Here is a 24,069-nt window from a genome sequence, read left to right on the forward strand (position 1 = left end):
GCAACATTTGATGATTAAAACAGTATTTTTATTTTTAATTTTTGTTACGAGCTCTGCCTTCGCTCAGGAAGGAAACTTGAGCATGAGTCAGTATCAACTTGGATCTGGTGACAGAATAAAAATCAGTGTTTTTGGCCAAGATGATCTTTCTATGGAAGTACGTCTACCTGATGTCGGTACAATCAATTATCCATTCCTAGGAGAAATTAAATTGGTTGGCTTAACAGCCGATGAAGTCGAAAAGAAAATTTATGATGGCTTGCTAGGGGATTATTTGGTTAACCCTTCTGTCTCAGTAGCTATCGTTGAATACAGGCCCTTCTTTATTGATGGTGAAGTGAAAAGGCCGGGCGGCTATCCATATCAACCAGGCCTTTCTGTTAATAAAGCGGCTGCATTAGCCGGCGGTTACACAGAGCGAGCGGCCCGCGACAAAATTACCATAATTCGTGAAAAGGACGGCAGAACAAACGAATTCACCGTAACCGTGAGCGATATGATTCAGCCTGGTGATATTATCACCATCAATCAGCGTTTCTTCTAAATTACGTAGCGTGCAGGAAATAAAATGGCAGTAAATGGCAGGGAAGAGTTCAATGCTGGTGTGTTTGAAAATGAGACCATCGACATTGCTCATTATTTGGGAATTATTAAGCGTTACGCATTTCGAATTGTATCATTAGCAATTGCATTTACGATCTTAGTTGCATTGTTAGTCATGCGTATGACGCCCATGTTCACTTCTACTACAACTATTTTGGTAGAGGCAGAAAAGGCGAATGTTGTTTCAATAGAAGAAGTATATGGTCTTGATACAAAGCGAAAGGACTATATGCAAACGCAATTTGAAATACTGCAATCCCGTCAAATTGCAGAACGCACGGTTGAAAGCTTATCGCTTTATAATAACGAAGAGTTTATGCCAGTTGATGAGGGCCCTAGTCTATTCGATGAACTAAAAGCTAGGATAGTCGAAGCTTTACCGTTTCTTCCGCAGGAAGAGCCTAAAGATTTAACTGAAGAGCAAATTTTAGCGGCTAAAAAGCGCAAAGCTACTTCACTCTTAATGAGCGCACTTACCGTTGAAATGGTCGACAATACGCAAGTAATGAGAATAACCATTACTACTGAATCACCTACACTTTCAGCGGAACTAGCTAACGCAGTTGCAGACGTATACATTGAAAACTATCTGCAGGCTAAGCTTGATATGACTGCAAAAGCAACGTCTTTTCTTACAGATAGCTTAGAAGGCCTCAAGCAAAAGCTTACTGTGGCTGAACGCAATCTTGCTAAGTTTTATGAACAAAATCAAGTTGTTAATATAGATGGTGTAGTAGGCTTAGCGGCCGATGAGCTAGAGCAGCTGAGCAAGCAATTACTCGATGCGCAAACCGCACTTAAGCTGAATGCTGTTATCTATAGACAAACGCGCAACGATGTATCGTTAGAAGACATAGCGCGTCTTCCTGAAGTACTGAATCACCCAACCATCAGAGATGTTCGACGTGACGAAGCAAAGGCGATGACGCGCGTGAGCGAACTGAGTAAAGTTTATGGCCCTAAACACCCTAGAATGATTGCTGCGAATGCAGAGCTCTCTTCTATTCGGGAAACACTGAGTAGTCAGATTAGAGATTTGATAACGAGTATTACAACGCAATACGAAGTGTCGGAAGACCGCGTTGTACAGCTAGAGCAAGAAGTCGCGCAAGCGAAAGCTGAGTTCCGTTCACTGTCAGCGTTAGACAACCAGCGGCGAGCTCTGCAACGTGAAGTTGATATTAATCAGCAGCTTTACAACTCTTTCTTTACTCGTTTGAAGGAAACTGATGAGCTGGGCGGCTTTGAGTCAGCAAATGCTCGAGTACTCGACGCGGCGTTACCCAAATATACGCCTTCAGAACCTAACAAAAAGCTGTTAATAGGTGCCGCTTTTGTTTTTAGTATGGGCTTTGGCGTTTTCTTGGCCATTGCCATGGAGACCCTCAACAGCGGTATTCGTTCGGTTGAAGATGTTGAGCGTAAACTTGGACAGCGTATGTTGGGTCTTATCCCATGGCTTCCACACAAGAAGAAGACTGACTTACCAATTCGTTCGTTCTTTGATGGTAAAAAGCATCAATTTGCAGAGTCGGTTCGTACCCTGCGAACTAGCCTATCATTATTGAATTTAGATAAAGAGCAGCAGGCCATAATGATTACATCGAGCGTGCCTAAAGAAGGTAAAACTACCGTTTCGATTAATTTAGCGTTTGCCTTGGGGCAGCTGGATAAGACCATACTGATTGATGCCGACTTACGTCGTCCTAGCGTTGGCAAGCAATTTGGCATTCCAAATTACCAGCCCGGTGTTGCGAACTTAATCTTAAAATCACATACTTTTGATGAATGCTTAGTGCAGGATGAAGAATCTAAGATAGATATATTATCCGCAGGAACTATCCCATCAAATCCACAAGAATTGCTAGCTGACAAAGGCTTCGGCGAACTTATCGCCCAGCTCAAGACCCAGTACAAATACGTTGTTGTTGATACTGCACCAACTCAAGCTGTTAGTGACTCTATGGTTATTGCAAACTCATGTGATTCTGTAATATACGTAGTTCGTGCAGACAGTACCAGTGAGAAGTTAATAAATAATGGTTTGTCTCGATTCCTTCAAGTTGGTCATCGTCTTGATGGGGTAGTGCTAAATCAAGTAGACTTACGTAAATCTGGTGCAGCACAAAGGTATGCTGGATTCTACGACCAATACGGTTATACGAGTCATAAAGACAGCTAACAGTAATTATTGATAGATATACATAGCCATATATTGCCTGGCATCGACGACGGTGCCAGGTCTTTAGATATCGCCTTAGAAATGGCACAGCAAGCTGTTGACTGTGGCGTAAGTCATATGGTTTGCACGCCACATATCCATAAAGGCTACTTCGACAATTCTCATAGTACAATAAAGCCTGTATTTGACGAGTTTGTGAAAGCTGTCAAAACAGCGGCGATTCCCCTAACACTTTCTTATGCAGCTGAAGTGAGAGTGAATGAGCTTATTCCCGTTTGGTTCAAACAAGGGGAGCTACCATTCATCGGTGAATTAAGCGATAAAAAAATACTTCTGCTTGAAATGCCTCATAGCCATGTTCCCCAGGGGCTTGAGACCCTAGTTAAATGGTTATTAAGAAATAACGTTCAACCTCTTATAGCGCATCCAGAACGAAATCGGGAGTTGTTAGCAGAGCCAACTAAATTTAGCTGGCTTCAGCGACAAGGGTGTTTGTTTCAAGTTACCGCTGGCGCTTTGACGGGGCGATTTGGAGACAACGTAGCACAATTTGCACTAAGTTTAATGCAGCGAAAAGCATTTCATGTCGTTGCCTCTGATACCCATGATTTAGTACGACGGCCTAATGACATGAGAGATGCGTTTGACGTTGTCGCCGCCTTCGATAGGGTCTTCGCTCAAGACGTTTTCATTAACAAGCCTGGTGAAATTATAGGTAAAGCACTTAGGCAAGGTGTTTAATGAAGGCGTTTAATCTCGCTAGCTTTCACAACCAACAAATTTTTAGTACAGCGCTTAAATGGATCTTAGCGCTTTTGGCGTTATGGAGTTTAGTGTGGAGTGTGCAGCTTTTTATTGCGGGTAATGCGTACTATAGCGTAAAGAATAACATTGATATGTGGCAGCAAAGGCCTGAGCGTGCGACCACAGAGAAGATAGAGCAAGCTCTAAATAAAATAGAAACAGCGCTTAGTTATTTCCCGAAAAACGCACTCTACTATCAAGTACAAGGGCAATTATTTGAATGGAAAGCATATAGTGTGGGTGACGCCGGCGTGTCGAGCGACACTCAAACAGCAGCTTTTGATTCGACGAGGAATTTATACCAAGCCTTTACCGCCTACGAAAAGAGTCTAGAGCTAAGACCGAATTGGAGCGGCAGTTGGATAGGGCTAGCGTCAGTTAAGTGGAAACAGAGAGAATTAGATAGTGCATTCTATGATTATGTAACGCGTGCCGTTGATGTGGGAGCACAAGATGCCATAGTGCACAAATTTATCGTAGAATATGGCTTAGACATGTTTGCCGCACGCTCAGTGCATTACGTAAAAGTGAAAGATCTATTAAAGCGCCATTTAGATTTAGGGATTCAAAATCCACTTAGCAGAAACTTTGTTTTAGAAGCTATCCAAAAGCATAGCGCAGAGGAAGTAGTGTGTCGTTGGTTGAATACTTCGAGTTACCCTGTCAAAAAGCGTATACCTAATTGCGTGACATACGACTAAAAACGACCGAAATTAACTTTTTCCTTTCAACCAGTCCCAAAGCCCCAGTGAAAATCCTTCGAAAAGGTTTATTCCTAACCAACTTTTGAGGATATAAAGAAGTACCAAACCAAGTATTAACGATACGCAGAAAAAAAGCGCAACAGTTGCTGCCATAGCAATTCTGCCAATTCTACTTTCAGTTCTGGATAAATCTCGTTTATCTGTTCCAGCTAACAGTACGAAATAATAGCGGCTGCGTAGGAGGCTAATGGTGCCCCTAACATCCACTTTATGATTACCCCAACGTCTTCCCGCAAGCGCAGTATTTAAATGAGATAATTGTTCATCAGAGAATGAGTCAGCTACTTTTTTCGGCATACGCTCAAGCATGTGTTGAACGTTAGGCTCTTCTCTAACGGGGCGTTTAATTTTTAAAACCACACTGCGTCCTTTTACGATAAAACGATCGAGAAAAAATTGAGTTAAGCAGTTTATCTATGTGATTGCCTTCCCATAGAAATATCTCTGCTTAGCGCTCCTAATGCTAAAAGAACAATAAATATAGCCGTATTTGCTGGTGCTTGTAGAGGGAAATCCACACTGCTGTGCAAAGCCATGCCGATAGTTGCCATAATACTTGCAAAAGCGGTGCCTCTGGGTAAAGGGTGGCGTCTATTTCGAACGGCGCTAAGAGCATTTTTAGTACACAACAGCACTAGCAGAGCAAGAACAAAGGCACCTACGACACCAAACTCAATGCTAAATTGAAGATATTCGTTGTGTGCGTGATCGTAAAAGTGCTGAATACTTTCACTCTGAAATTGAGGGTAAACGGTGTAAAAAGTTCCACCTCCGGTACCTATTAGTCCGTATTCACCTAATAGGGGGAGTGCGTCTGTAATTACTTCATCTCTGCTTTCTTGTGCGAAGTTCGTTTGCTCTAAGCGCTGTTGCACTTGCTTGAGGCCAAAAAGACTACTGACTAACAAAATATCGATAATCAGCATGCTGATAAACAAAGTGATATAGCTTTTTTGACGGGGCTTAAAGTAAATCAAGCCGAGCGTGGCTGTAATTGTCATGGCTATAAAAAAAGCGCTATTACCCATTCGAGAACGGGACATGACTAACGCAATCACCATTATAATTATGCCTATTCTAAATAGTACTTTGTTACTTAGCCAAAACTTCACCAGCCTTCGCAGCCTTTCTCGTTTACTGGTGGTGTTGTCTTGATGCAAACTCGCTATTAAATACCCGATTGCGGCACTCAAACAGAGCATTAGAAAATTTGCGTAATGATTCTTGTAAATATAGCTGCCAGTCGCGATGTGCGAAACCGGCTGTTTGAACACCAGGCTGTACTTAATACCTGAAAGTACTTCTAGTGCGCCGTAGATAGCTTGAAATATGCCAGCTGCGCTAATGACTATAAGGATGTATCGCAAACGCTTAGCTGAATTGACAAGGGTTAATGCGATGAAAAATAGAAAACAATAGGCAAGAGATTTGAAGAAAGTTACGTCGCTCTGACCTACATCAAAACTCAAAGATAGCCACTTTGAAGTAACGTTCTCTTGGTTACCCCATTGCTCACTTAAGAGGTAGCTTACACGTTCAGGTCTTATAGCCTCGACCAGCGCAAAGGGTAGAGGAACAATATTGATAAGCTGCCAAGCAAGAAAAATAACCCAAAGAATAATGAATGTTCGATACTTTGTGTAGAGTTGATGAAGTAGAGAAGTGTTTAGCAGAACCAAGGTGCCGCCAATTGAAAACAGCGACATTTGCATCAGCGCCCACGCCCACGGGCGGTTTGCGCCCAACGACAGAGGAAGCCAGAACAAAGTGAATAAAAGAAAACCGAAAAGAAACTTTTCGGTTTTCAGAACATTAACCATAAACAACTACAACAAAAATAGTTAAAGTTTAAGCAGTTACGTTTTGGTTAGTTGGCAGAAATTGTTGTATCACCACCACCTGCACCCGCTGCCCCAGTACCGACACCAAGCGGAGAAAACGTATTGCCCGTTCCACCTGCTGCAGTAGCTGTTAATGTGCTTGGATCTACACCAGCATTAATAACTGCTAGCAGTGCATCGTCTTCACTAATTACCTGCATTTGAAGAGCGATATTGTAGATCTCGCTTGCACTCTCAGGAAACATTAAAACAGTAATCGTTATGATTTGAGATGCTTGATCTGGAAATTGTGTAAATCCAGCGATGGCTAATTCGAACCCTGTGGCATTTTCGTTAAGTAAACTTACTACAGATTCAAATGAATCTTGGTTGTCAGATAAATACGCAGTGCCTGCAGCATCGAAGTAAAGACCTTCATTGATTACAGTCTGACTAACTTGATTTGCGGCGTCTTGTATATTCGCTCCGTTATCAAGTTCATTAACAAGTAACGTTCTTACTTGAGTGCCCGGTGCGCTATTTTCTTGCGCTGAAGAAACAGGCGTTAGCACAACCAGTGCAATCAAAAGTAGAGATAAAATAACGTTGCTACGCATAGCTTATCCTTTTAAATAAAACGTCGGGTCAGCGTCTTGCTAACACCATTAGTAATCATTGTATAACAAATAAGCGTGCTAGGTCTTCACTTTGTTATACGACTTTTCGGCTAAGTAACTTAATTTTGCCAAAGCGTAGGCTTTGCGAAATAAAAACCTTGCTGATAAGCAACGTCGAGTTGAGTTAATGCCACTGACTCTGCTTCATTCTCAACAAGCTCAGCAATTACGTTGATATTTAATCCTCGAGCTATGCTCAACAAGCTACTTACAAACAACTGATTATCTTTATCTGTGTGAATATCTTTCGTAAGCTTGCCGGAAATTTTTACAAAATGAGGCTGAATAGCCCTCAATCCTGCAAGTGATGCAAGATTTTCTCCAAAGTGCTCAATTGTTACGCGGCAGCCTAATGTCATTAGAGTCTTGCAAAAAGATATGGTGTCATCTTTATGGTGAATGAGTGCTGAGTCTTCGAATTCGAACACCAACTTAGTGCAAAGTGCCGTGTTTTGGTTCAATTGTGCAACTAGCCAGGTTCTGAAATGGGAATTAGCTAGAGATGCATTTGCAATATTAATGGCCACATCACATTTTGCCTGAGAAAGCTTTTTAAAAACGAGGGTTGCTACCAACTTATCGACCTCTGGAATAAGGTTCAATCGTTCTGAAGCGGGGATTAACTGCGACATTGGTATAACACTGCCGCTTTCTTTGTCTTTGAAGCGTGCGAAAGCCTCAAAATATGAGGGAGTGTTTTCTGCAATACTCATGACAGGTTGTATCAGCATGTCAGCGTACTGTTGCTCCAATATCACATTAAGCCTCTCTCTCCATGCAGTATTACTGTGTATATGAGAGAGTTCTGAAGCAAATTGCCATCCATTAGCTTGTTTAGTTGCAGCCATAAGCGCGCTGTCAGCATTTTCCATAATTTCGGAAAAAGACTGCTTATCGCTAAATTGCGCCACGCCCATCCACACCGAACGAATTCCGTCTTTGAGAGGATTGCAATGTACGAGAGTTTCACTTAAATCTTCGATTTTATTTGAACATTCTCTCTTTGATATGGCTTCAGTGACTAGTGCAAAGTCGGCGCCTGATAGCCTGAATAAGTGTGTAGTCTCAGCCGACTCTCTGGAGAACTGCTTAAGAATGTTGGCAACTGAAGTAACGTAATTGTCGCCCTCTTGGGCTCCGAGAGAAGTATTAATAGCGTTGAGGTGCGCTAATCGTATTATAACTAAATAACCTTCATCTGAATGGGCTGTCGAACTTAATAAAGCGTTCATGTGACGAGTGAAGGCACTTCTGTTTTGAACGCCCGTAAGGCTGTCTTCGTACGCTTGCGCCTTGAAGTGTTCTGCTTTTTGGGAAAGTTCTTTAAACATCCCTTCTACAGATGAAGACAGCTTATTCACTGCTTGAGTGATAAATGTAAGCTCTTGGGTAAATGGCTTATAGTTTATTTGAGAAAACTTTTGGTTTTGAATGTCATTAATCTTGTGAACCACAATTCTAAGCGGTTTTGTAATAGCGGTAATTATGAAAAGCAACGCGATGTAGGCTACAACGAACGCGGCAAAAAACATAAAGGCACTTTGTTTGACACTTTCATAAAGCGTTTCATTTGCAAGCCCTGGGTGGCTTTGGACTGTTAGCTCTCCGGCCAGGGTCCAGCCGTCGTTTAATTCAGTTCGTTGAACGGGTGGTGTGACTTCTACTAAATTAGTGAACCACGCAGGCACTGAATCTTGAGTATTTGGGTTTTTACGCTCAATCAGTAAATTACCTTCCATGTCAGAGACCGTAATATACTGATAGAAACCCCTGTCAAAAATGGCATTTACCATAGTCTCCGCAACAATTATTCCGTTGGGTTCGCCAATGTAAGGCGTGATGGAAAGGCCTAAAGACGTTGCTGTATCTTGAGCGTGAGTCGCTAGTTGTTCGTTTACATATTCTCGAGTTAGCTTTACATTTATAATGAAAGAGCCAGCAAATACTAAAACCAAAAAAATGGCTAAGCTCGTACTTAATTGGGTAGATAGTCTCATTATTTTTCTTTATCTCCGTACATTACGCGGTCTAGTCGCTCTACCATGTCGTCCCACATTTTCATTGGGCCACTACCTCTCAACTTGCGGCCTGTTCCCATCGCTTTCGCAGCCCACAATCCATTACCATTAAAACTGTAAATAGGGGATAAGTCTCTGCGCTTATTCGCCGGTAAAATTCGCCGATTAATATTGTCTAAAACTAAAGGTACTGAGGTAGGCGTTTCATAATAAGCTAGCACCATGTGAGGTTGACGTAATTCTAATGCCGTTACATACATAAGCCTTAATTGACTTTCTGGTACACCTAGCTCAATGAGTGAGAAATATTTCGCAATGGTGTAGTCTTCGCAGTCGCCTGCGCCAGTGGCAATAAACTCTATCGGGGTGGCCCAGTAGTCCTTTTCGTTCCAGTGAACAAGATCGTCAACAAAATCGAAACGGTTAAAGAAGCGGTTGATAGAATAGAGTTTTTCATCAATCGCCTCTTGTTGTAATTCATCGATCAGTTGTCGCCAATCAGCAACATCTTCGGCAGCGTTACTGCCATATACGTCATTAATCCGCTTATAAACCTGCTCGGTAAAGACCGTTTTTTGTTGAGCAATACCGGACGCGACGACAAATACGCAAGACATCATAATAACGCCAGCGCGAAAAGCAGTAATTAAACTGCGGAGTTTGACTGTGTTCTGTGTTCGCGTGACGTAGCGTTCTTTTTGGTGCAAGCCGTGGATACTTTATGCAATAGATTAAGGCGAATGTAAAAAATGTTTCACTACAACGTTGTACGCTGTCTCACCTGTGATTGCGATATGATGGCAAACTTGGTGATAACTTGAAAGGTTTTTGCTTAATTGAATTATCTTTTACTCAAAAGTGATCATAATTGGCATAATTCGTGTTTCTTATAAGCTAGGCAAATCATGTACCGCCCTCGAAAGCTTCGATAAGCACTTGCCATCATTTAGCATTGAAGGGCGGAAACCATGTACGAATATCAATAACACCTGATATCATTAGAACTGCTTGTAGTTTTATTACAACGAAAAGGAACTTTCATGAAGTACTCAGCGCGTCCAGCGGTGTTTATCATAAATTCACTTGAAGGCGGCGGCGCTGAACGAGTTATGGTTAAACTATTAACCATAATGGGATCTTATTTCGAAGAAAAAACGATTCCCGTCCATCTTATTCTTTTGGATGATCTCCCTGAATCTCATCAATGCCCGGCGTTCGTCGATAAAACTGTACTGGACTCTCAGGGGAGCCTAGTCGAGGGTTATCGACAGCTAAAGCCTGTTTTGGAAAAGATTGGTCCTGAGTATGTATTCAGTTTCTTAACGCGAAGTAATTTTCTAAACGTCGCGCTTTCTAAGCGTTTAGGGTTCAAATCAATTATTAGTGAAAGGGTTAATACTACCAGCCATCTGTCAGGTGGCTTAAAGGATAAGGTGAGCCGATTACTTGTTAGATTGCTATATAATAAAGCCGATAGCGTAGTGGCTGTTTCTGAAGGTGTAAAAGCCGATTTAATCCAAAATTATGCAGTGCCGAAAGACAAAGTAACTGTGTTATATAACCCCTACGATATTGAACAATTGAAGGAACAGGCCGAGGAGAGTGTATTAGACCTCCCTGCTAAACCTTACATTATTGGTGTAGGGCGATTAGTAAAGAACAAGAATTTTTCACTTTTAATCAACGCTTACGCTAAAGCAAATATCTCAGAAAACCTTGTTATTCTGGGAGTAGGTGATGAAGAGCTTAAACTGAAAAACCTCGCAATAGAGCAGGGGGTAGGTGACAAAGTTCATTTCTTGGGGTTTAAATCTAACCCATACCCTTATGTAAGCAGCGCCGAATTTTTTGTTAGCACATCAAATGCAGAGGGTTTTCCCAATGCCATCGTTGAAGCAATGTGCTTAGGGAAAGCCGTAGTCGCTACTAACTGTGAATCAGGTCCCGCTGAAATTCTTGCTGAGAAATATCCTTATCACGTATCTGGTGCTAGCGAAGAGAAAAACGGTATTCTATGTGAACTCAATAACGTTCAGGGTGTTTGCGGCGCTTTAAAACTGCTCGAAAACGACAGCGTTCGCACTTCCTATGCAGCCAAAAGTAGAAGCTGTGCACAGCAATTCTCTTACCAAGCCTTCCAGGAGAAGGTGGTTGCAATAATAGATAAGGTTTGTAAATAAGCATGTTCGAAGGGTTAAAAGTTGTCGTTGGCCTGATCAGTTTCATTCTGGTGTATCGTACTGTCACTGGCAATTGTAATAAATACCTAGCGTTTGCGATTTGCGCAATATGGCTAAGGTTTTTCTTGGCAGCATTTCATACGATTACGTATCCTTCTCTTATCGCAGGTTTTTCTATTAATGCACTTTCCAGTATTTCTGTTGCTGGGTTAGGGCTTTTCTTCCTGCCGTTTGCTGTTTTTACTTTAAGGAAATTGTTTCCTTTTTACTTGTTCTTTATTGCAATTGCAGTAAGTGGGTTTGTAAATATGCAGATTCCAGGCGCCATAAACGTACTGGTTAAATGGTGTTATTTCTTAGTTTTGACTGGAGCGCTATTCCTTTCTATTCGAATGCAAGGTCAGAACGAAACCTTTAGGAAGCTTTTAGTACCATTTTTCATGCCCGTAACATTACAAATTTTATCTATTTTGCTTGGTCATGCAAAAGCAGCTGAAGCTGACGGCTCTACCAGTTTCATAGGGGGCTATAATCACGAAGCGGCTTTCTCAATGATTATAGTAAGCTTTATATTTGTGATTGGGCTGACGAAACCGAACTCAATTCGTTTTAGAACTAGCTTGTTCTCTTTATCTGTAATTCTTCTCATCTCAGTAAACTATCGAACCTCAGTACTCACGATATTGCCGATAGCCGCAGTTTTCTATTTCACACTGGTTGAGCAGCGTTTAAAGCCCTCGCAAAAGGTTCCTGTGCTGAGCATTGTAACTATGGCTATTGTTTTGGCATTCATGGTGCTTTCTTTCACTATGCGAGAAAGGTTTTCAGACGTTGGTCTTCTAATAAGCAACTTAGATATCATTTTTAAATCGCCTATCTATTTCAGTGAGGCAGAAAAAGACATCATGTCCGCTCGAGTCTTCATTTGGAGTCAGTACATCGATGCTTACAATAACGCTGGAGCGCTTAATCAATTGATCGGTTTTGGTCCCGACTCTTGGAAGGGCGTCTTTGCAAAATATGCACATAACACATACGTTTCAAACCTTTATGAATATGGTGTTATCGGCTTTTCCGCGTTTATATTTATGTGCGCTTTTTGCTTACAGCAAGCGTTTAATATCGCCAACAGGGGCTTATCTAAGATAGTAGCTTTCTCTGTTATTGGTTTTTTCATAATGAATATGGCAACCATGCCGCTGTGGAACATTGAGGGGCTAATCTTCTTCGCTATTTTGATTAGTGTCGTTTTCGCACTAGCGACGACTAAAAGGTCGATACACGCTAATAAACGTGACAGAAACTTAAATCATGAGGTTCGTAAGGTAATATGAAGATATGCGCGATAGGGTTACGGGGAATACCAGATGTTATGGGAGGCATTGAGTCTCATTGTCAGCAGTTGTACCCGCGGATAACGAAAAGCGATGTTTCTGTAACAGTTATTGCGCGCTCCCCCTACGTTAGCCAAAAGCAGTACAACTTTGAAGGAGTTGATGTAAGAAGTGTTTGGACACTGAAGCACAAGTTTTTAGAAACGTTCATGCACACGTTTTTAGCGATTTTGTACGCAAGAATATTTGTTAATCCAGATGTTGTTCACCTTCATGCTATTGGACCTGCGTTATTCACACCCTTAGCGAGACTGCTTGGGATGAAAGTGGTCGTTACACATCACGGCGCCGACTATGACAGACAGAAATGGAATGGGCTTGCGAAGTTTATGCTTAGAACTGGCGAAAAAATGGGAGTTCTTTTCGCAAACAAAATTTTTGTAGTGGGTAAAACATTAACACAACGATTAAAAGAGCAGTTTCCGAAGCATTCTGAAAAAATTAACTATGTGCCTAACGGAATGTTGCCATCATTCACTGGCTCAATTTCTGCGAGTGCACTTCCAAAAGAACTCAACATATCATCACAAAACTACATTTTGACAGTAGGGAGGCTAGTTCCAGAAAAAGGCTTTCATGACCTTATAGCCGCTTACAAAGCTTCTGATAGCGAACTTAAACTCGTTATTGTTGGTAAAGCAGATCATCAAGATGAATACGCCTCCTCCCTTGTACAACAGGCCAGTGAAAACATTTTGTTTGCAGGCCGTCGATCTGGCGATGAACTTAAGGCTTTATACAAGCATGCGAGAGTATTCGTTCTACCCTCATACCACGAGGGACTGCCAATAGTAGCGTTGGAAGCTATAAGTGCAGGAACCCCTGTTCTTTTAAGCGATATTTTGCCAAATAAGGATATAGTTGCCGCTCAGGACAGTTATTTCACTGTTGGCGATACTTCCGCGTTATCAAAAAAACTCACGGATTTAGAGAATCTAAATTTGAATCTCAATCAAGAAGCGTTTTTACATGAGTTTAACTGGGATCGAATAGCAGAAAAAACGTTAACATTAATGAAGGGAACAGACTCCGGGGATGAAAAAGCATGAGTATGAAAATATCAGTAGTCATAACCACTTTTAATCGCCCAGAGTTTTTAATAGAAGCCTTGGAGGGCATTAAAAATCAGTACTGCTCACCACACGAGGTGATCATTATCGATGATAATTCAAGTGTTTCTTATAAAAGCGCGATGCCTATAGTTGATTCAACAGCAGCTAAATACTATCGACAAAATATTTCATGTGGAGCAAATAAAGCCAGAAATTTAGGTGTCGAGTATGCTACGGGTGATATTGTTGCGTTTCTCGATGATGACGACGTCTGGTTGCCAGAGTACCTGAAGACTTTGCAAGAAGTTTATCAGAGTGGGGCAGAAGCGGTCGTGACCGGCTTCAAGCAATTGGGGAAAGAAGACGTTATTGTTGTCAATAAGGATATTCTCGTGAGCAAGCCTTCATTGTTAAGAGGAAACACTTACTGTGGAATGAGTGGGTTTAGCGCTAAACGACAGCTTCTACTTAAAAATACGTTTGATGAGTCGCTAAATAACGGTCAAGACTGGGACATGTATGTTCGACTTTTTCAACAAAACATCACATTTGTAAATATTCCCAAACCGCTTTTCCTTTATAGATTTCAAAATGAAGACGGAATTGGCGCAAAAGTCAGAAAAATGAAGCCTGCTGACATAGATAAAAGACTTGGGTCAGCCTATAAACACAAAGATTTTCTGGGCGACTATTGGTTTAATAAACGCGTAAGTGATCAAATATTGTTTTCTCTAAAGCATAAAAACAAAAAACTGTCTTGGGTTTTTAAATCACTAAAGGTTGCTGGTTTTAAGGCAACAATTGTTTTTTTCTATAATGCCGTCAAGCGTAAAGTACTTAACAAGCCAATGTCTATTTAGCGTTGCAATAGTTCCGTCTATTTGAATGTAAATCTCAGTTTTCTACGTGGTTCTTATGACTTCAAAAATTAAAGTTTCAGTGATAGTTCCTGTTTGGAACGACGCTCGAAGAATTGTTAAGTGTGTAAACGCGCTGAAAGCGCAGCATTTTGCTAAAGACACTTTCGAAATAATTATCGTTGATAATGGCTCTAATGATGACACTTTCAAGGTCGTTTCAGAAATTGACGGGATCACGGCGATACAGGAATTTGCGCCTGGTTCTTATGCTGCTAGAAACAAAGGCTTGTCAATAGCCAAAGGGGGCTATGTTGCATTTACTGATGCAGATTGCGTCCCAGACGAAAAATGGTTAGAAGAATTGGTTAATTGCGCAGAAAAACAAAAAGATTTTGGTGTCATAGCTGGCGATATTCACTTTTTTAAAGATGAGGATGAAGAAGTTGATGAAGCATCGATAGCGTACGAGAACTTTTTCTCTATGGACCAAGAGGCCTATGCCAAGAAAGGAGTTTGCATAACGGCAAACTGGCTTTCCAAAAGAGAAGATCTTTTACATTTGGGAGGCTTTAACGCGAAAGTTAAATCTGGCGGCGATCACGACATGGCCAAACGCCTCACTCAATCAGGCTTAAGAGTTGTATTTTGTAGTGAAGCTCTCGTAAAGCACCCAGCTAGAAATAAATCTGAAATACTAAAGAAAAGAAGGCGTGTTATCGGTGGAGCTTGGGATAAGACAGAACAAAAATTTAAATCAATTAAGCTCACTTGGGATGCCATCAAACTTTACGTAAAGCGAACCCTCATAGTCTTCTTCACCAGCAATGCATCGTTTAAGGAAAGAATTTCGGTATTTGGGGTTATAACGTCAATCTTTTTCGTTTCACTTTCTGAAATCTTAAAGCTCGCTGGTGGAAAACAAAGTGCTAGAAGCTAATAGAAGGAATTATTTACGTTGAGCAGATTAGTAAGCGCTACTTCATGGACAACACTTGCAACGTTGGTCAATCTCGTATTGACGATGGTACAACTTGCGTTTCTCGTGAGGATATTAGCGCCCTCAGTTTTTGGACAATTCGCCGTAGTTAATATGGTGATTGAAGTTTTTGTTGCGTTTGCGCTTGGCGGCATCTCTAATTTTCTTATTTTTAAGCGAGATGCGGACCAACAAACGAGTAATGCGATTTATTATCTTGCTTTAATAATTGGCGCAATTTTTAGTGTTCTTCTATATCTGCTTACACCTTATATAGCTAGTGCTCTTGGTTACGAAGCTATAATACAAGAGCTTCGACTGGCAACTTTGCTTCTTGTAGTCTCATCGCTATCGTCACAATATCAAGCTGTCGGTATGAAGCACTTTAAGCATCAAAGCATTGCGCAAATTGATGTAGCAGCAAAGCTTTTATCATTTAGTTTTGCAATTTCATTTCCTGAGCTTGAGCTATTGTGCTTAGTAGGTGCAATTATCATTTATCAAGTAGCTAAATTGTTGGGTTTCATGCTCTTTTTGGGAAAATTTGTGAACCTTTCGTTATCTGCTAATACAGGAATATTTAAAGAGGCTTTCAACTACGGCATTTTTGATTTTGGTTCTCAAGCGATAAACATTGTTAGAAAGCAACTCGATGTAATGATTCTTGCTATTACATTACCAAGTAGTGAGATGGGTGTTTATCACGTCATCAAACAATTAGCCAGTAGACCTGCACAAGCGCTACAACCAATTATAGGTAAAGTGGCATTACCTGCGTTTGCTGAAGTCAAACAGAACAACGAAAAATTTCAGAGAGTCTATAAAGATATCTACTTCTTACAATTGTTTGTTTTAGCGTTTATTTACGTGCCCGTGATTGTTGCATCTGAATTAGTAGCGACACTATTTTTTGGAGACTCGTACGCTCAATATAGTTTGGTACTTTCGTTACTCGCGGGCTTTTGGTTTATTAGAGTTGCTTCCTCTAATCTTGTAGGGCCATTGGTCCAATCTACAGGGCATACTAAGCGTAACTTTTTGTGGAATATTTACGTGATGATCCCCAATGCGCTAGTTATATATATTTCTTCTATGTTTGGTGTTGAAGCGCTTGTATTTTCAATGGTTGTATTTCAAGTAACGTTATTTCCTATTGTTAATTTTTACTTTGTTAAATACATAACGGGTGTTGAATTTTCATATTCGTTGAGAAGTATGTTGATTGTTGTGCTTGCTTTTTCTATTCCAATCGCGGTATTCCACATATTCTTGGTTCCTTTAATACCTGATTTGTGGTTCATGCAAGAGACTTCTGTTGCTGCCTTTACAGTTGCTGTTGCGTTAGTTTTATATTTCCAATATTCAGAAGTAAAAAGTTCTGTTCAGCGAATAAAAGGGTTTTAAATGTCTGGCACTAAGCAAGTTTGTTTTTTTGTAAGGAGCTTTCCGGTTCTTTCTCAAACATTCGTTTTAAATCAAGTTAAAGATTTGGTGACAGAGGGAGTGGATGTTCATGTTTTGGCCGTGAACCCCATAAAGAATGATAATGACGTGGCTACGGAGGTTTTTGGAACTCGTGCGCAGGTAAATGTAACGTCTATTTTGCCCTCTGAACACGATAAAACCTCCTACTTATATATGCTATTTGGCTTCCTCTATTGCTTGTGTTCGCCAAAGAGATTTAGGCTTATTAAATTGTTTTTCTATTTTCTAATAAGAAGAAACAAGTTTTTAGCAAAAGACTTGATGTGTATTGTTTGGTTTTTAAAGTCAAGAGACATCAAAATCGATAACTGTGTTGCCCATTTTGGGAGTAATGGTGTCATTTTTGATTATCTCGTTAAAGCAGAACTCATCGAGTGTGACAATTTATTTACGATATTTCACGGCTACGAAATCAGCCGATACGATCAGCTAGCTATTTGGGAAAAGCTCTACGGTAAATTAGGTGGTAAATTACTTCCCATCAGTGAACATTGGAAAAGAAAACTAGTGAGTCTAGGTGTGGCGCCTTCAAGAATAGAAGTAGTTCACATGGGCGTTGATGTTGATCGTTTTTCTTACAATGAAAAAGCTGCTTCCACCCCTCTTTCAATTCTTTCTGTTGCGCGAGCTACCGAAAAGAAAGGGTTACATTTTGCTATCGAAGCAGTATTAATGTGTCCTTTAGAGTGCCGCTATACAATTATTGGTGATGGCGTATTACTTCCTGAGCTTCGCAATAAAGCTAACAATCATCCAAACGGACATAGAGTCATATTCAAAGGTGCACAGCCCTCAAGCGTAGTAGCGAGCTCGCTCAAATCTACTGACCTATTTTTGCTTCCATCCGTTCGTGATTCATCTGGCGACATGGAAGGTATTCCGGTGTCACTTATGGAAGCCATGGCAAGTGGAGTAATCGTCCTGTCCACAGTTCACAGTGGTATTCCTGAATTAATTACAGATGGCGAGTCTGGCTTCTTAGTTCCCGAAAAAGACAGTGGGGCTATAAGTCGGAAAATTGTCGAGATTAGCAAAAATCAAAATCTCAACATTATTCGAAAGAATGCCCGCTGCAAAGTAGACGACGAATTCAATGCTCGAAAGCTTCAGACGCGCTTGCTAGAAATTTTAAAATTAAAAACGGTTTAATAAAATGAAAATTCTCATAATTGGTAATCATACATGCGGTAATCGAGGTGATGGTGCGATCATTCGTGGGTTAATTGAGGAGGTTGAAGAGCAACAGCCAGGTGCGAACGTTGATGTGATGTCTCGATTTCCAGTTAGCTCAGAGTTTTTACTAGGGAAACCTTTCATTTTCGATTGGATTTACAAGTATCAGCGTTTCAAAGGTGGCTTGAAAGCAAAGCTACAGAATCGAATTTACAAGTCAACGTTAAAAAAGCATCTTGTCAATTCGGCAGAGAGTACGAAGATAGATACAAGATTACCTCAAGAGTTTAAGGATTACATAAAGTCTCTTAAAGAGTATGACTATGTTATTCAAGTTGGAGGGTCGTTCTTCGTAGATCTTTACGGGGTAGGGCAGTTCTATCATGCTTTGTGTACTCTGGCTTCAGGCACACCATTACTCATATTAGGGCACTCTGTAGGACCATTTGAGAATAAGGAGTTTTGTGATGTATCAAAATTGGTTTTCAATCGTGCCAAAGTACTTGCACTAAGAGAGTCAGTGAGTAAAGACCTATTAGAAGAAAAGTTTGAGCTTCCTAGGAGTTACTATGAAGGTGCGGATACTGCATGGTTAGTGAGAAGCAATCATGTTGCTATTGAGAACGCTGCACTTATTGAATTTGTAGAATCAGAAAATACGATAGCCATAACACTCAGGGAGTTAAAACCATTTGATAAGAGGTTAGGAATATCACAGGACCTTTACGAAGATAAGTATGCAGAAATTTGTAACCACTTAATCAGAAAAGGGTTCAACATACTCGCGTGCTCTACTTGCACTGGTATTGATGGCTATCAAAAAGACGACAGGATGGTTGCGTTAAGAGTACAGAAGAAAATAGATTTTCCAGAAAAATTCAAAGTTGTTTTGGATGAGTTGAATGACGTACAGTTAGGTACACTTCTTTCTAAGTGTCAGCTTACCATAGGAACCAGGTTGCACAGTGCTATCATTTCTATGAACTTCGGAACTCCAGCATTTGCGCTTAACTACGAGCACAAATCTGAGGGTATTATGAATCAATTAGGCCTTCCAACGTTTGGTACTCATTTATCGGAATTGGTAGACGGTTCACTTATTAATAAAGTGGATAATTGTTTGGCAGACTTGGTCAACGTGCGTGGAAAGGTTCACTGCGCTGTAGAAAATGAAAAGTCACGTGCAAGAAATATGATTAGTCTTTCGTTTAAGTAAGATAAACAAACTGTCACTATATTTTACAGTTTTGAAACTGCGCTCTCTAAGTCTCTGTAATTTAAGAGTTATAATGTTGGCGCAATTAATGCATGATTGGTGTGTAGAAAGCTGCGGAAGCTTCTATCCCAAAATTATCAAAGGAAGTAGTTGTATGAAATTGTTTTTTAAAGCTGCATTGATAGCGTCAGTCGTCTTATTTACAAGTGCCGCAAACGCTGCTTTTATAAACTTCGATAATGAAGTTGGCTCTGCCTCAGGATACGCGAGTCAGGATAATAGCTCAGGTACATTGTTGTCGAGTAACTCTGGCGCCACTTTGGAGCTAGGTGGAAACCGTTGGATTGATATTCTAATGAACGTTACCATCACAAGTAGCTCTATTCTTAAATTTTCATTCGAAGCGTCAGGCTTGAATGCTGAATTGTACGGTATTGGTTTTGACAATAATGATACCTACACGTACGGACAAATTGATTCGTTTGCTTTTTTCGGTGGTTCACAACTTAACAAGATAGTTAGAGAAAACCCGTTAAACGCTTTCGGAAATTATTCAGTAGGTGACGGAATCGTAAACTATTCATTAAATATTGGCGATTTTTTCACAGGTACGTTTGACAGAATCATTTTTGTCCTTGATAACGATGAAAATCAAACAGGTTCATTCGCCTCGTTTTCTAACGTAGAAATTTGTGACAATGTACTCGTTTGCCAAACTGCAGCGATTACAGAAGTTCCAGCGCCAAGCCACCTTGGCTTTGCAGGTTTAGCTCTGTTAATCGTCGGTGCGCTACGTAGAAAAATAAGATAGTCGTTTTTAAAATTATAGGTGCGCAAATGGCCTATAAATAACGAAAATAGAGAATACGCCCGGTGCTAATCATCGGGCGTTTTTATTTGAGATCACTACGTTCTACGTTACAGTTGTTTCTTCAAAAATACATCGACTAAGAGTTGAGGGTGTCGTAGCATAAAGAGCGTTGTTTATGCCTTGTTCATATCAAATGTAAGTGAAGGTTAAAAGGAATCAGGAACCTTTCAAGTTTTTTGTAGAAGATATTTTAAGTTTCGTCTATAAAAAGGAGCCAGCGTAAATCCACGCTAGCGCTTTTTTACCATTTCTTCACTGCCTCATAAATAATCTGGTCTACCTCATTTAGCTCGTCTATACATTCCATTATGTTTGGATCGTTATAGATCTTATTTGCCTCTTCGCTATTTGGCGTCGTATTTTTGCTGCTTATAGTAATTCTAGTATCAAAACTTTTATTAAACTTTGTTTTCCAGCTTTCTAAATCTTCTAAGATTCCTACACTAGAAAATCTTTTTAAGTTTTCTATAGCTGAACTAGCCGCTTCATCCTTGTTCGCCAGAATCTCTTCAGGGTCATTAAAATGCGAGAAAAAACGAGCATAAGTAGTGCATGATAACTTCGCTTTTTCAGACGTTAAGTATGCAGATATTTCACTCTCGCTTTTAACCCATGAAGACTGTTTGAAGCGATTATAAATATATTCAGAAACAAAGCGTTTGTTTGGTTCTCTCAGAATAGTGATGAAGTTCCAATTTTTATGAAATTGCTGAGTAACCTCAGGTCTAGCTCTACAATGACCGGTTACATACACTTGATTCTTATAGTGCAGAAAATTAATCAGTTGGGCTTCTCTTGCTAACATCATATCGATATCTAATATCTCGCTACAAATTTTGCTCCCTTTTAAATCTATACTTCCAACAAATCGAGAAGCTTTAAAAACTTTTGGATAAAGAGATTGATATATCGCATCAGATAGAGATACCCCCCCACACTTTGGAACGTGGCAAAAAAACACTTTTGGGTAACCTTCCAACAAATTAGTCACTTTCTTTTTAATAAATTGATTCACACTCGTCCCTAAAAAGCCGATTATTTTCAAAATTAATTCTAAAATTTAGAAGCAAAAATTAGACCCAAATATACACTTTAGATGTTTGGTCAATCTAACCTATATGAAGCAGCATATGAGAGGATATGACTAATATATTTCATGATGATTTCATTATCCCCAAAAGCTTGTTTTACCCTAAAGTTATTCCCTGTAAAAATAATAGTCTAATCATTTATTTTTCTAATTCTCGGTGATTGAGATACTTTTAAAAATTGCACGTGATGAGTTGGTGGACTGTTTAACTTTGTCATTGTCTAAAACCAAGACGAGGTAGTTTACTTGGCCTGTAATGTGTTTCCCTATGGGGAACGAAACTCGACTACTCGTACCGCTAAAGCTGTCAGTGCCATCTATCCCCCAGTTTTGACTGCCGACAAATCTAACTACTCGGTTGCTGTCTACATCTTTATCTGTTTCAAATCCAATTCCGATTATCTCTGCGCTTCCTTCTATGGCTAGTTCAAGGTTTATCATCGAATTGCCTGTCAATTCATAATCTATGGGAAAAATCTGCCAATTGTTGCCTGTGAGAGTAATAGCGCTTTCAGCTGTGATAATTGTTGCACCGTACTCATATTGACTTGTTAGTTCTTCATATACAGCATCATTTGGATTAAGCTCCCAGGTAACCTCGGGTTTTTCAGTTACTAGCTGTAGTCCAATCGTTCCTGAAAAGTTTGGGATTTGATATTCATCTGAAATAAATAGTTTAGGGGAAGCAACGCTTTTTAAAGACTCGATGTATTCAATATCATCTGAATAAGCATGCTCTTGAAGATATTCAAAATTGAATTCGTATCTGGCGTCTAACGTATCTTGGTTGAAACATAGGTCATTAATGCTAGTACTTCCTATATATTTTTCTTTGTCAAAAATACAATACCCTGCTGAATTACCAGAATCTTGAGTGAAAACAATATTGTTTTTAGAGGTTACCCAGAAGGTAGTGTCACCATTTACACGAGATGCAGCGATGCCGTTTCGTTCAACATCAATTACGTTCTCAAAAATAAATGTTCTTCCTGCGGGCTTGGCAATCAAGCCTCCCGCTTTTATAGCGGTCCATTCCTTACCTGTTTCATCGCCCAAATTGTGAATGTGATTGTGAAAAATATAGCTTGGTCCAAGTGTATTCGGTGCAATACTGATACCTGCATACCCCTGTTCAATCTCGTTGTTATAAACCAATACATTTTGCTGACCGCCGTCTATCTCTATTACGTCATCGTTGGCATAAGCAAGATAATTACCGTAAATAGCGGAATTCTTGACAAAGCCACCACGGCGCTCGGTATTCATTCTTCCTTCAATTACGTCGTTGAACCTGTGTTCATGCGAGCCATAAAACCGGTTGTTTCTTACTATGAATTCGCCTCTATACAAATCACTATCGTGGTATGCCCAAACTTGAAGTGCATTTGCACCTTTTGGGTGCCCATGCTGCCAACTATTCGCGGACAAATTAGGGCTATGCACTTCGCATTCTTCAATCACAGCAATGCCGCTACGCTCTAAATAAATCCCAGAGTCGTAGTTAATCGGAGAGCTACTAGTAGTGCTTGAATAAGCAATCCCATCTCTTATATCGTTAGCTCTTCTGCCGTAGCCAGAGACATTGCATCCCTTAATCCAAATATGATGGGCCTTTTTGGCAAAAATGCCGTACCGTTCCCCGCCAGTTACCGTCAAGTTCTCTAGCATGATATACGAATTGTTACCGATATTTACTGCAGAAAGCGCGTCGTTACCTGCTTCGATCACTGGACCATCGCCAATAATTTTGGCATAACCGTTTGCAGCACCCTGAATATTTAGCGCTTCTAAGTCAAGCTGACCCCCTGAATATATTTCTGATAGATAATAGATTTTATCTGGATCGATAGGGGGGGAATTTGGCTTTGTTTTAGTTTGAAACTTATGTTCTTCAACATTTCCATTCGAATCGGTTACGGCGACTTCGATAAAGTAAGTTGTGTCGGCATTGAGGTACACAATGCTGCCTGCGAAAGCTCCATGAATTGGTTCCCAAGATAAATCCAAGCCTTTTCGCCAATGTGTGTCATCTTCTTCTCTAAAGCGTACGCTAGCTACGCTATCTTCATCCTGCCCGTAAATAACCATCCCGACAGAGTTAATCAACGGTGTTGCAGTGTTTATAAATCCAGAGGCCGAGGCTGCGAAAATTACAGAAGGGTCGAGGCCTGCTGCTATAGCGGACTCGTAAATTTCGTTCTGGGTTAATGTGGAATGTTTTGAAATTGTTCTCATCCACTTTGCAGTATCAACGGGATATAGAGCAAATAACGCGGTAGCCTGTTCAGTGTTAATACTTAAAAAGCGAGCGTTCTTCTCCTTTTCCGTAATTTTGTAAGAAGGAGAGAGAATATCTTGGGCGTAGAGGATGGCAATTTCTGAGTGAAATTTTTTGACATACAATTTTGTCTTGTCAGGACCTTCATAACTCTCTAAGAGTGACCGAACATCATTTTCGTCATTGATATTTTTACTAAGGTAGTCGTATAAAATCTCACCTGGCTGACCTACATGATTTTGCTGAGCTGTGTTTTGGTGCACACTTGAACAAGATAGTACGCATATAGACACTAAGACTATGAAGACAGAACGAATTCGCAGAAACTTTACGTTAAATAAGTTCATCGTATGTCCCTATTATTGATAAAATTGAAGAAGTAAAACAGCTACAACATAGATAACGGTAATATGAGTTGTTTTACGGAACAAGGTAAGGAATTAGATCTTTACATTAGGTTGCGATTACGAGCTAGAGAATCTCGACCCCGATTTAATTAAAAGTGAAAATGTCGGTCCACAGTGCGTGCATAAGCTTATAAAAACTGGAAAGCCTATCTAGAGCTATTGGTAAAACGATGCATTATACCCAATGCGTTTTCAAATATACCTATTATAAGACCAACT

At 40.2% G+C, this 24,069-nt stretch carries 20 protein-coding genes; 13 read left to right on the forward strand and 7 right to left on the reverse strand.

Annotation, left to right across the window (positions count from 1 at the left end):
• The first annotated feature begins 10 nt into the window (after positions 1-10).
• Genes AC0J2X_RS14210 through AC0J2X_RS14225 form a run of 4 tightly spaced genes read left to right on the forward strand, consistent with a single transcriptional unit; the run spans position 11 to position 4,290 of the window.
• Entirely contained in the window at positions 11-544 is a 534-nt protein-coding gene (locus AC0J2X_RS14210; RefSeq protein ID WP_039230079.1) for a polysaccharide biosynthesis/export family protein, read from the forward strand.
• A 24-nt stretch (positions 545-568) separates the two neighbouring features.
• The gene (locus AC0J2X_RS14215) at positions 569-2,785 is read left to right on the forward strand and encodes a GumC family protein (RefSeq protein ID WP_069944101.1); all 2,217 of its coding nucleotides are present in this window, start codon (positions 569-571) and stop codon (positions 2,783-2,785) included.
• Positions 2,786-2,794: 9 nt separating this feature from the next.
• Complete coding sequence (locus AC0J2X_RS14220) at positions 2,795-3,526, forward strand: tyrosine-protein phosphatase (RefSeq protein WP_039227148.1); 732 nt, start codon at positions 2,795-2,797, stop codon at positions 3,524-3,526.
• Positions 3,526-4,290, forward strand: a complete 765-nt coding sequence (locus tag AC0J2X_RS14225) for a VpsP family polysaccharide biosynthesis protein (protein WP_472996146.1) — start codon at positions 3,526-3,528, stop codon at positions 4,288-4,290. Before AC0J2X_RS14220 ends, AC0J2X_RS14225 begins: the two co-directional genes overlap by 1 nt.
• Before the next feature lie 12 nt (positions 4,291-4,302).
• Here the strand turns inward: AC0J2X_RS14225 and AC0J2X_RS14230 are convergent, their stop codons facing one another.
• The 5 genes from AC0J2X_RS14230 to AC0J2X_RS14250 all read right to left on the reverse strand — a co-directional run bounded on the left by AC0J2X_RS14230 (position 4,303) and on the right by AC0J2X_RS14250 (position 9,575).
• A complete protein-coding gene (locus tag AC0J2X_RS14230; RefSeq protein WP_014976227.1) occupies positions 4,303-4,713 on the reverse strand; it encodes a hypothetical protein in 411 nt (136 codons plus the stop codon).
• 50 nt (positions 4,714-4,763) lie between these two features.
• The gene (locus AC0J2X_RS14235) at positions 4,764-6,173 is read right to left on the reverse strand and encodes an O-antigen ligase family protein (protein ID WP_472996147.1); all 1,410 of its coding nucleotides are present in this window, start codon (positions 6,171-6,173) and stop codon (positions 4,764-4,766) included.
• A gap of 47 nt (positions 6,174-6,220) precedes the next feature.
• Positions 6,221-6,790, reverse strand: a complete 570-nt coding sequence (locus AC0J2X_RS14240) for a hypothetical protein (protein WP_014949109.1) — start codon at positions 6,788-6,790, stop codon at positions 6,221-6,223.
• A gap of 119 nt (positions 6,791-6,909) precedes the next feature.
• Positions 6,910-8,847 carry a bifunctional diguanylate cyclase/phosphodiesterase gene (locus tag AC0J2X_RS14245; protein WP_462555444.1) on the reverse strand — a complete coding sequence of 646 codons (1,938 nt, stop codon included), beginning with the start codon at positions 8,845-8,847 and terminating at the stop codon, positions 6,910-6,912.
• On the reverse strand, positions 8,847-9,575 hold the full coding sequence (locus AC0J2X_RS14250) for a transglutaminase-like cysteine peptidase (RefSeq protein ID WP_334039515.1): 729 nt from the start codon (positions 9,573-9,575) through the stop codon (positions 8,847-8,849). Before AC0J2X_RS14250 ends, AC0J2X_RS14245 begins: the two co-directional genes overlap by 1 nt.
• 333 nt (positions 9,576-9,908) lie before the next feature.
• Here AC0J2X_RS14250 and AC0J2X_RS14255 point away from each other — a divergent pair, with 333 nt between their 5' ends.
• From AC0J2X_RS14255 to AC0J2X_RS14295, 9 genes are all read left to right on the forward strand, one after another.
• On the forward strand, positions 9,909-11,048 hold the full coding sequence (locus AC0J2X_RS14255) for a glycosyltransferase (protein WP_462555447.1): 1,140 nt from the start codon (positions 9,909-9,911) through the stop codon (positions 11,046-11,048).
• A gap of 2 nt (positions 11,049-11,050) precedes the next feature.
• Positions 11,051-12,382, forward strand: a complete 1,332-nt coding sequence (locus tag AC0J2X_RS14260) for an O-antigen ligase family protein (RefSeq protein WP_334039517.1) — start codon at positions 11,051-11,053, stop codon at positions 12,380-12,382.
• Positions 12,379-13,491, forward strand: coding sequence for a glycosyltransferase family 4 protein (locus AC0J2X_RS14265; RefSeq protein WP_334039518.1), 1,113 nt, complete (start codon positions 12,379-12,381; stop codon positions 13,489-13,491). The genes AC0J2X_RS14260 and AC0J2X_RS14265 overlap by 4 nt, the downstream gene beginning before the upstream one ends.
• Positions 13,492-13,493: 2 nt before the next feature.
• Entirely contained in the window at positions 13,494-14,354 is an 861-nt protein-coding gene (locus tag AC0J2X_RS14270; protein ID WP_334039519.1) for a glycosyltransferase family 2 protein, read from the forward strand.
• A gap of 55 nt (positions 14,355-14,409) precedes the next feature.
• Positions 14,410-15,291 carry a glycosyltransferase family 2 protein gene (locus AC0J2X_RS14275; protein ID WP_462555450.1) on the forward strand — a complete coding sequence of 294 codons (882 nt, stop codon included), beginning with the start codon at positions 14,410-14,412 and terminating at the stop codon, positions 15,289-15,291.
• Positions 15,292-15,309: 18 nt separating this feature from the next.
• Positions 15,310-16,734 (forward strand): oligosaccharide flippase family protein, encoded by a 1,425-nt coding sequence (locus AC0J2X_RS14280; protein WP_334039521.1) that lies wholly within the window; start codon positions 15,310-15,312, stop codon positions 16,732-16,734.
• The gene (locus tag AC0J2X_RS14285; RefSeq protein WP_462555453.1) at positions 16,735-17,964 is read left to right on the forward strand and encodes a glycosyltransferase; all 1,230 of its coding nucleotides are present in this window, start codon (positions 16,735-16,737) and stop codon (positions 17,962-17,964) included.
• A 4-nt stretch (positions 17,965-17,968) separates the two neighbouring features.
• A complete protein-coding gene (gene wcaK / locus AC0J2X_RS14290) occupies positions 17,969-19,204 on the forward strand; it encodes a colanic acid biosynthesis pyruvyl transferase WcaK (RefSeq protein WP_462555455.1) in 1,236 nt (411 codons plus the stop codon).
• A 154-nt stretch (positions 19,205-19,358) separates the two neighbouring features.
• A complete protein-coding gene (locus AC0J2X_RS14295; protein WP_334039524.1) occupies positions 19,359-20,015 on the forward strand; it encodes a hypothetical protein in 657 nt (218 codons plus the stop codon).
• Positions 20,016-20,316: 301 nt separating this feature from the next.
• Here the strand turns inward: AC0J2X_RS14295 and AC0J2X_RS14300 are convergent, their stop codons facing one another.
• A complete protein-coding gene (locus AC0J2X_RS14300) occupies positions 20,317-21,090 on the reverse strand; it encodes a sulfotransferase family 2 domain-containing protein (protein ID WP_334039525.1) in 774 nt (257 codons plus the stop codon).
• A gap of 222 nt (positions 21,091-21,312) precedes the next feature.
• Positions 21,313-23,790, reverse strand: a complete 2,478-nt coding sequence (locus tag AC0J2X_RS14305; RefSeq protein WP_472996148.1) for a right-handed parallel beta-helix repeat-containing protein — start codon at positions 23,788-23,790, stop codon at positions 21,313-21,315.
• Positions 23,791-24,069: the final 279 nt, after the last annotated feature.

The sequence above is a fragment of the Alteromonas sp. R7 genome, assembly GCF_055755235.1.